The organism is Fulvivirga aurantia (genome assembly GCF_009711475.1).
In the GTDB taxonomy this organism is placed as follows: Bacteria; Bacteroidota; Bacteroidia; order Cytophagales; family Cyclobacteriaceae; genus Fulvivirga; species Fulvivirga aurantia.
In genome coordinates this window covers 1-9,090 of record NZ_SMMD01000810.1, presented here as the reverse complement: position 1 = coordinate 9,090, position 9,090 = coordinate 1, and the positions used below count along the sequence as shown (strand labels likewise).

At 40.1% G+C, this 9,090-nt stretch carries 6 protein-coding genes; 4 read left to right on the top strand and 2 right to left on the bottom strand.

The genetic code is table 11. From position 1 onward, the window contains the following. On the bottom strand, window positions 1-1,425 hold a 1,425-nt coding region (locus E1176_RS11075), incomplete at its 3' end, for a PorP/SprF family type IX secretion system membrane protein (protein WP_155210675.1). Window positions 1,426-1,571: 146 nt separating this feature from the next. Here E1176_RS11075 and E1176_RS11070 point away from each other — a divergent pair. Then, window positions 1,572-2,318: a porin family protein gene (locus E1176_RS11070; protein ID WP_155210674.1), complete on the top strand. Its 747-nt coding sequence runs from the start codon at window positions 1,572-1,574 to the stop codon at window positions 2,316-2,318. Between the two features lie 10 nt (window positions 2,319-2,328). Here the strand turns inward: E1176_RS11070 and E1176_RS11065 are convergent, their stop codons facing one another. Then, a complete protein-coding gene (locus E1176_RS11065) occupies window positions 2,329-3,390 on the bottom strand; it encodes a DUF748 domain-containing protein (RefSeq protein WP_155210673.1) in 1,062 nt (353 codons plus the stop codon). Window positions 3,391-3,494: 104 nt separating this feature from the next. Here E1176_RS11065 and E1176_RS11060 point away from each other — a divergent pair, with 104 nt between their 5' ends. The 3 genes from E1176_RS11060 to E1176_RS11050 all read left to right on the top strand — a co-directional run bounded on the left by E1176_RS11060 (window position 3,495) and on the right by E1176_RS11050 (window position 9,033). Then, window positions 3,495-5,234 carry a DEAD/DEAH box helicase gene (locus E1176_RS11060; protein WP_155210672.1) on the top strand — a complete coding sequence of 580 codons (1,740 nt, stop codon included), beginning with the start codon at window positions 3,495-3,497 and terminating at the stop codon, window positions 5,232-5,234. A 237-nt stretch (window positions 5,235-5,471) separates the two neighbouring features. Beyond that, entirely contained in the window at window positions 5,472-7,805 is a 2,334-nt protein-coding gene (locus tag E1176_RS11055; protein WP_155210671.1) for a TonB-dependent receptor, read from the top strand. 7 nt (window positions 7,806-7,812) lie between these two features. After that, window positions 7,813-9,033: a DUF4374 domain-containing protein gene (locus tag E1176_RS11050; protein WP_155210670.1), complete on the top strand. Its 1,221-nt coding sequence runs from the start codon at window positions 7,813-7,815 to the stop codon at window positions 9,031-9,033. Window positions 9,034-9,090 lie beyond the last annotated feature (57 nt).

Below are 9,090 nucleotides of genomic sequence, written 5' to 3'. Positions count from 1 at the left end.
TTCACTAGAATTTGATTCACTATAAATAACATAGTAGAGCTGTTTCTGACTGTTGTAACCAAAAGTGTTTTCGTAGCCCATTTGGAATAGTTTGTCACTATAGTTTTCAGCATTTTCAAATTGTGAGAAAGCTCCGACAATTACATAATGTCCATAATCTAGTTCTAAAAGGTGCTTTCCTTTCTTCAGTCTCACCGGTTCATCACTTGTGCCATCTGCAGTTTCTTCTTTCGCTATTTGCTCTTCTTTAATTCCCTGTTTAACATTATTTTCAATTGGCTGTTCAGGGCTTTCTACTTCCGGCTCAGTGGTATTCGCCTTACTAATAACCTCACTTTTGGTTTGCTGGTTATTGACATCTTCTTTTTGAGGCTTTTCTTCTGACGGCTTTTCTCCTGTAGATGCATCTGCCTCCTCTTTTTTATTATCTATCTTCTCCTCCTCATCTTCTTCTTGTTTTTCTTCTATCTCTTCTTTTGCCGGTTCCTGTTTTTCTTCTTCAATAGTATCGGTTATTACATCCCGGTCTACAGGCTCCTTAGCTTTAATTTCTTTTTTCTTGCCCAATCTCAGTCTTAAATGAAATTCATGTGAACCGTTGTTAAACCCAGAAACTTGATCACTGGCCAGTTCATAAGCAAAACCGAAACTGAATTTATCTTTAATGTTTAGGCCTACATGTGTAGTTACTCCATAATCCTGTCGGTACGAACCACCGACCCATATCGTATTTAAGAAGGTGAGTATCCCTTGTGCTTCAAACTGAGATTCGTTATTGCCAAATACTCTATAAATTACATTAGGTTCAAAAGCTATACGGTTTTCAGCAAGCTCAATAGTGTATTTAGCTGATAGAATATAATTGTCTGTCGGGCTAAAATCAATTTGCTGGAAAGACTCCTGGCTTACTAAGCTATCAGTAAAAAGGTGAGGTAGGGCAAATCCCAGATAAAGAGATTTGTAATAGTAGGCAAAGCCAAAATCACCTATTACTTTTAAGGAGTTGTCACTCAGTTGATTAACAGCCGGATCGTTGATATTTACCTCATCTAAATCTATCGAGTTTATGCCAGCGCCTCCTGAAAGGCCAAAGCGAAGACCATGATTTACATTGAAGGGTACCTGATAGCTAAATGTAAGAGAAGCTGAAGAGTGATCTAATATTCCATTTTGTTCGTTGTAAGCTTTAAAACCGAATGCGCCTCTTCCGGACGGTATTTGAAGGTCAAAAGCGTTGGAAATAGGAGCTCCCTCAATTCCTTGCCATTGTTGGCGTCTATTCAGATGGATTTCTGTATAGTGACTATAACCTACAAAAGACGAGTTATAGACGGCCGGATTTAAAAAATAATGATTCGTTATCCGGGTTTGAGAAAATGATTGTGAAACTAATATTAGGCCCAGTAAGGTTAAAAAATATTTCATTTAGTTAGATTAAAAAAGGCACCTGTTGTTAGTACCTTAAGTCATTACTTTGTAACCGCAAAAAGAAAAATTAAATACTTGAGAGATGTTATTTTGTTAAAATAACAAATTACCGATAGATTAGAAATTCAAAATTTAAGTAATTGATGATCAAAAATACAATTGTTTTAGTGATTTGCCTGCTAAGTGTTAATCAATTATTAGCACAGTACTTAGTTGGACCAAGGCTCAATTATGGGTTAAGTCAATTTAGTTATGACAAGCAAAATACTACTGAAGATAATTCAAAGTTTGCGAATGTATACGGCATAGGTGGTATATACAATTTCGAAGTTACACCCAAATACTCATTACATCTTGAAGCCAACTTTGAGAAACGCGTAAAGAAAACTAATGAAATAACCTACAACAACTGGCATATAGAAGTGCCAGCCCTATTAAGACTATCTTTTAAAGCCAAAAACAAATTAATGGGTGCTCATCGCATGTATGTAAATGCCGGCCCATATATCGGATATTGGTTGAGGGGTAAAGCTAATTTAAATTTTACTGATAATGACTCCACTATTGACACCACTGTGGATGTGAAATTTTCCGGGAGTAGTGAAGGAAATCTACGTGTTAATTCTGCAAATCGAGTGCAGTATGGACTAGCTGCCGGTTTTGGTTTTATGATACCTACACTACAAGATCAGTATTTTATGTTAGATTTTAGGTACTACCTTGGAGGTAGTTTTATTGCAGATGATGCCATTTTCGAATCCGGAAATGTAGAATTTAATGATAGTCTAAGGGGTAATTATCAGGTTATATCGGTCTCTGTCGCCTATCTCTTTAATATTGACGTCATACCTTCTAAAAAAGGAAAGAGTACGATTAAAAGAAGGAGATAGGCGATATGTCCTACTCTTCGTTTTCTTCAAATTCAATAGAGTCATCTACACGCTTGCTGAACGCCTCGATAAAGGCATTTTTGAAAATATTGCCCAGTACAGGCCATATATTGGTTTTTGTATTGTTTAAATCACCCTGCATCGGTACGCGAGTGGCAAATTGATCTTTCTTTTGGTTCTCAAATATTTCAATAAATAGCCCAGCAACAGATTCCCATAACAGACCCAGTGGGTTTTTCTTGTCTTCGCTAAAATCAACTACCTTCAAATCATTTATCACGGGTTTTACATAACCATTGAATTTACCGTCTTTAATACTCAATTCGCTAAAAACACTTAATGATCCTTGCTGGAAGTCTAATTTGCTATATGCCTGCGTAAAATCATTAAAGGCTGGGATATTGGCATTTTCAAACCGACCTTCCATATCCATATCCGGGATTTGCATTAGCGGATTCATATTACATGTCAATGACAATTTACCGCCTCCCAGACTACTGCCTGAGGCTTCTATTAGAGCGGGCAATGGATTGTCACTATTCGTTACATTGGAAAAGTTAGTGGCTAAAGCATTAAGGCTATCAATATAAATGTCTACTTTGGGCTCGGTTGAGAAATCAAGGTAGTGAATACTGCCGTTAGTGATTTGAAACCTGTTAATGCTAATGGGCATCAATTCTTTAATTGGTTTGGTCCAATCGGCATCTCCACCTGTTTGTTCGGTAGCGGTACTATCCGAAACGGACATTACAAAATTGAGCTGCGGCTGAGTTAAGGTTATTTCGCCAGCAATGGCGCCTTTAAATAGTGCACTCCACTCAACAGAAAGGTCAATCACCGGGATGTCAAGGAATGGTACTGGCACGTCACCACCAGTGGTCACCATTTTAAGGTCATAGATTTTATAGGCACCGCGATATAGCCGTAAGTCTACATCAGAAATAGAGCCTGAGTAGCCTGGTACATCATCGAGCACTTTGTTTACATAATCTGTAATATAATAAGGCAGATAGATTCTTCCTGCAATCAATAGAATAACAATAGCAATCAGGATTTTCCACCTCTTTTTCATAATGATTATTTTGTTTTCAGTATACCCTGTAAACAAATAATACAATTCAGAGTTTATCCGATTTTATATAGCTACCTTTGTGGCTCATTAATAAAGAATATTTTTTGAATAATTTTAACAAACTAGGGCTTTCATCTAAAGTGATTGAAGTGCTCGATCAACTTGGGTTTGAAAACCCAACACCCATCCAGGAACAAGCAATCCCTTACTTACTAAGCAATACACCTACAGACTTTATCGGTTTAGCACAAACTGGTACAGGTAAGACGGCTGCTTTTGGACTTCCACTAATTGACCGAATCGATCTTGACGATAAATCGACACAGGCTTTGGTGATGGCTCCCACCAGAGAATTGGGCATGCAGACTGCAAAGCAGTTGGTAGATTTTACCAGTAACAATAAGAAACTAAATGTTGAAGTTGTATATGGTGGCGCTTCAATAACAACACAAATTAAGGCGCTTAAAAAGCCAACTCAGATAGTAGTAGCCACTCCGGGCCGACTGCTAGACCTTATAAAGCGTAAAGCAATAAAGCTCGATCAAGTACAATATGTCGTGCTCGATGAAGCAGATGAGATGCTTAATATGGGCTTTAAAGAGGATATTGATGACATTCTCTCTTACACTCCGGAAGAGCGTGTAACCTGGTTATTTTCGGCTACTATGCCGCCAGAGATACGCAAGATTGTAAAGAAATACATGAAAGACCCTAAAGAGGTCTCTATCAATACCAAAGAGAAAAGTAATAAAGACATTTCTCACAAATATGTGGTAACTAAAACCGCTGATAAAGTAGCTGCTTTAAGAAGATTTTTAGATCTGCAGCCCGACATGCGTGGTATTATGTTTTGCCGCACAAGAAGAGAAACGCAGGAAATTTCTGACCACCTGGGCAATCTGGGATATGGTGCAGAAGCCCTGCATGGTGATTTGTCACAAGCACAAAGAGAAGCTGTGATGAAGCGTTTCAAAATGCGATCAATGCAATTATTGGTGGCTACTGATGTTGCGGCTCGTGGTATTGATGTAAATGATTTGACACACGTTATCCACCATACACTACCAGATCAACTTGAGAGCTATACGCATAGAAGTGGTCGTACCGGTAGAGCAGGTAAGAAAGGTGTTTCACTGGCTTTGATCAACCCTCGCGAGGGCAGAAAGATCAGTATGCTCGAGAAGAAGATAAATGTAAAGTTTGAGAAGATAGAAGTGCCTACTACAGAGGCCTTGAAATCGACACGCATCAACAATTGGGCGAGCCTCATCATCAATACGAAAGTAGATGAACAGGCCGATGAAATCTTGAAGCATCTTCACGGGCAATTTGAGCATTTAAGTAAAGAAGATATACTCAAAAGGCTTATTACAACCCAATTAGATCACCTGACAGGAAACGAGGGAGAAGATAATGATCTGAATGAAAGCCAAAAACAAGGTGGCGGTGATGAAGGCGGTAGAAAGAAGAAAGGAACTTCTAATCGATTCTTTATCAACATCGGTACTATGGATGGTATAACCAAAGCTGATTTGGTGCACTATATCTCAGATGTGAGTGGCGTTGACAGAAAGGTGTTTACTGATTTTTCAATTCAGAAAAGCTGTGCCTTCTTCAATGTAGAAAAAGGGTACGACAAAGGCCTGAGCGAGTGCTTTGAAGGCGTAGAAGTAGAAGGGCGCGCTATCAGAGTAAACCGTGATGACGAAATGCCTGAGAAAAAAGGCAAAGGTGGTGGAGGAAACCGTGCCAGCCGTAGAGCGAAAAGCCACGGTGGAAAGCCTAGATCATCCGGGAGAGGTCGCAGCCATAGAGGTGGAGGCGGAAGGAGAAGAAGGAACTAAAACTTTTCTAAAATCATATAAAGACACCGTGTAGTAATCTGCATGGTGTTTTTTTGTTTATATGTGTTATGAAAAAAATATCACTACTTCTAGTGAGTCTTCTATCACTACAACTAGTGATTGCCTCTAGCCAGGCCTAGTGAATTTTCAGTTAGAGGAAAAATCAATAGCACAAATGGTTGGCAAACGTAATGTGTAGATATAGTATTGCAGCTCTATTTAAAATGATTCTAAATAATGAAATCAATAGCGCTGCTCGTGGCCATTACTTTTTTAACCTTTGGTTTTGCCGTAGCACAGTCAACGGTTAAAGGACAAATAACTGATGTCCATGGACAGCCGATAGTAGGAGCCACCGTTTCTATCAAAGGGACATCAACAGGTACTGCAGCAGATGTAGAAGGCAATTATATCCTTCAAAATATTTCTCAAAAGGGTTCTACACAGTTGCAGGTATCGGCCATTGGTTATGAAAGAATTACCAAAACAGTTCTAATCGAACCAAATAGTAATGTAAGTCTTGATTTTGTACTTCAGGAAGATACTGAACAACTCGATGAGGTGGTTATCACCGCCAAGTCTGAGGCAACTATAACCAGAGAGCAGGCTTATGCTGTAGAAGTAGTGGAAGCAGAGGGTTTTAAAAACCTATCTACCAGTGCTAATGATATACTGGGCAGAATTTCTGGTGTAAATATTCGCCAATCAGGCGGTGTGGGATCTGATTTTAACCTTTCACTCAATGGCTTGTCAGGCAATCAGGTGAGAATCTTTCTCGATGGCGTACCAATGGATTATTTCGGGTCATCACTTTCTCTTAATAATTTCTCAGCAAACCTGATCAACCGTATAGAGGTGTATAAAGGTGTGGTACCGGTGCACTTATCTTCTGATGCTCTTGGAGGTGCTGTGAATGTTATTACCAATGGCACTACACAGTCATATTTAGATGCCTCCTACGCAATTGGTTCTTTCGGCACGCACTTAAGCTCCCTAAATGGTCAGTATAGAAATAAAAATTCAGGCTTTACAGCCCGGCTGAAGTCGTTTTACAATTTTTCGAAGAACAATTACAAAGTGCCCATCAAACCGTTGGACCTCTCAACTGGCAAAGAAGCTGAAGAAGAAATTTGGGTTGAACGTTTTCACGATGCTTACGAAAGTAAAATGGCGTGGGCTGACGTTGGTTTTACCGGAACCGCATTTGCCGATCAGTTGATGGCTGGCATCATGTACTCTGACAACTACAAGGAGCTTCAGCAGCCTGAATATGCTTCTGGTGTGGCCAAGTTTCCTTATGGTGAGGTAGCCAGTGAGGAGAAAAAGATCATCACTAATCTCACTTTAAATAAGCAAGATCTATTTACCAAAGGCCTTTCACTTAACTCATATTTTGTAGCTGTATTTTCTGAGTCCCTACAACGAGATACAGCCAGTGTAAGGTATGATTGGTTTGGCAATAGAACCGAAAAAACTGATAATACTACAGGTGAGATTGAGAATCGTAAGACACTTTTTACTCTAAATACAGATAACTATTTGGCCAACATCAATGCCGAGTATCAACTTACAGCTTCGCAAAGTGTGACGCTCAACTACAGTTTAAATCGACATACCCTGCAAGGTGCAGATCCATTTAAGCGAGAAAACAGCGCGAGGTTCTCCAACCCAAATCATTTAACAAAACAAATACTGGGTGCTAGCTATACGCTCACGCTGCTGGAAGATCGATTAAAAAATACGGTTTTTGGCAAATACTATGATTACAGCGTAAGAGGTTGGGAATCTGACTACTCGGGAGACGAGCAGATCGCAGTGTCAAAAGAAGAGGCATTTACTGGTTTTGGTTTTACTACCACCTATCATTTACCTAAGTGGCAGTTTAAGGCAAGTTTTGAACAGGCTACGAGGCTCCCTGAAGTAAAAGAACTCTTTGGTGACGGACTAAACAACCGACCAAACCCTCTGCTCAAACCAGAAGAAGGCAATAACTACAACCTCGGATTTATTTATACCAACAGGCTTCCAAACAGCAGTTTCAATGTATCTCTAAATGGATTTTACCGAGATGGTGACAACTATATTTTTGCTCAGCCCCAAGGTATAATAGTGCGTAGGCTCAATAAAGCAGAAGTTACCACAAGAGGTGTAGATCTAAGTTTAGGATACGCTAGCAACGAAAAGTGGGTGGTCTCATTCAACGGAAGTTATGTTGAGGCGCGTGATGAGGAAAGTTGGAGATTACCAAACATGCCCTACTTATTCGGAAACCTCAATCTTTCTTACAGAAATGATGGTTTGCTGAACCCCGATGATCATTACTCCATCACCTACAGGCAGAATTATACACACGAATTTTATTTCAGATGGCCAAATCTTGCCAGTGCGGGTAAGGCCGTAGTAGATGCTCAGACTTCCTGCGATGTTGAGTTTGTGTACTCAACTGCCGAGGAAAAATACAACCTGTCTGTGAGTGTGATCAACTTACTAGACGCCAAGCTCTATGACAATTTTCAGCAGCTACGGCCAGGACGAAACTTTAATGTAAAACTTAGATACTTCTTAAACTAAACTAAAAATGCGTAACACATACTTATTCTCCTTATTGATTTCAGCAGCCATGTTATTTGTGGCATGCTCTGATGATGAGCCAACTATAGCTCAAACAGATTATTTTGTTGGCGTTGAAGCCGCTACTGATCCTGCGACTGACGTGCTTACCCCTGCAACTTCGCTTGATGAAGGTATTGTATCTCCCGTAGGTAATGGTTTTGAGCAACCCGCATGGATGTCATTCCTTCAGGGTAAAGACAAGATCATAGTAACAGGTTATACTTCAGCACCTGAGTTTGTGAGCTACGAACATGTAGAAGGGCAACTTACTAAAGGACAAAGCTTTTTCACAGACCTGGGCACTTATGCTTATGATTTTGTAGATCAAAGTACCATGATTATTGTAGGGTCTGCTCGTGAAGGCCTTAGCGATAAGAAAATTTATGTGGTGAATACAAACTCTATGGCCATTGAGAAAACAGTCTCTTCAGACTTTGGAAATGATGAGGAAAATAACCTGTTAGCCTTTCCGGTAGATGCCAAAGTAAGGGGTAACAAATTGTTTATTGCTTACTACCATATTTCAGCAGAAGGTGACTTCTCTACACCGATGGCCAACCAGGCGGAAGTAGCCGTATTTAGCTATCCGGAGATCAAGCTAGAAAAAATCATCAAAGATGATCGGGCACCTAACATCGGTCGGTATTATACAGCCAATGCTCTCGAGATTGCGGAAAATGGTGACATTTACACTTTTTCACCTTCATCACTGGCATGTGGTTATGCGCCAGTGCCAGCCACTAACTCTGGTGTATTGAGAATAAAAAATGGTGAAACAGCATTTGATCCTTCATTTCATATCGATTTTGAAGCGATAAGCGGTGGGTACAAGATCAATGACCTGTACTACGTAGCCAACGGCAAAGCAGTGGTGCGGGTACTAAAAGAAGACGAAACAAATGGAGACTTCCTTTGGGCTACTTACGCACCAACTTCAGAAACACCGCTATTGGAGACTGGCATCCTGGATCTAAATACAGGTTCATTTACCATGCTTAACGATGTACCTAGATCTGGTGGAGGCTGGGCAAGTACTACTCTTGTAGAGGGCAGCAAGCTTTACCTGGGTGTAAATAACAGTGAGTATGCCGGTATATACATTATAGATGTCACCAACGGTACTGCTACTGAGGGCGCTACAATCGATGGTAACTATGCCAAGGCCATTCTTTCATTGACTGAGTAACATTATTCCAATTACTTTTTTGATCACCGAGGCCGTCTCAAAAGGTGAGTCATCCTG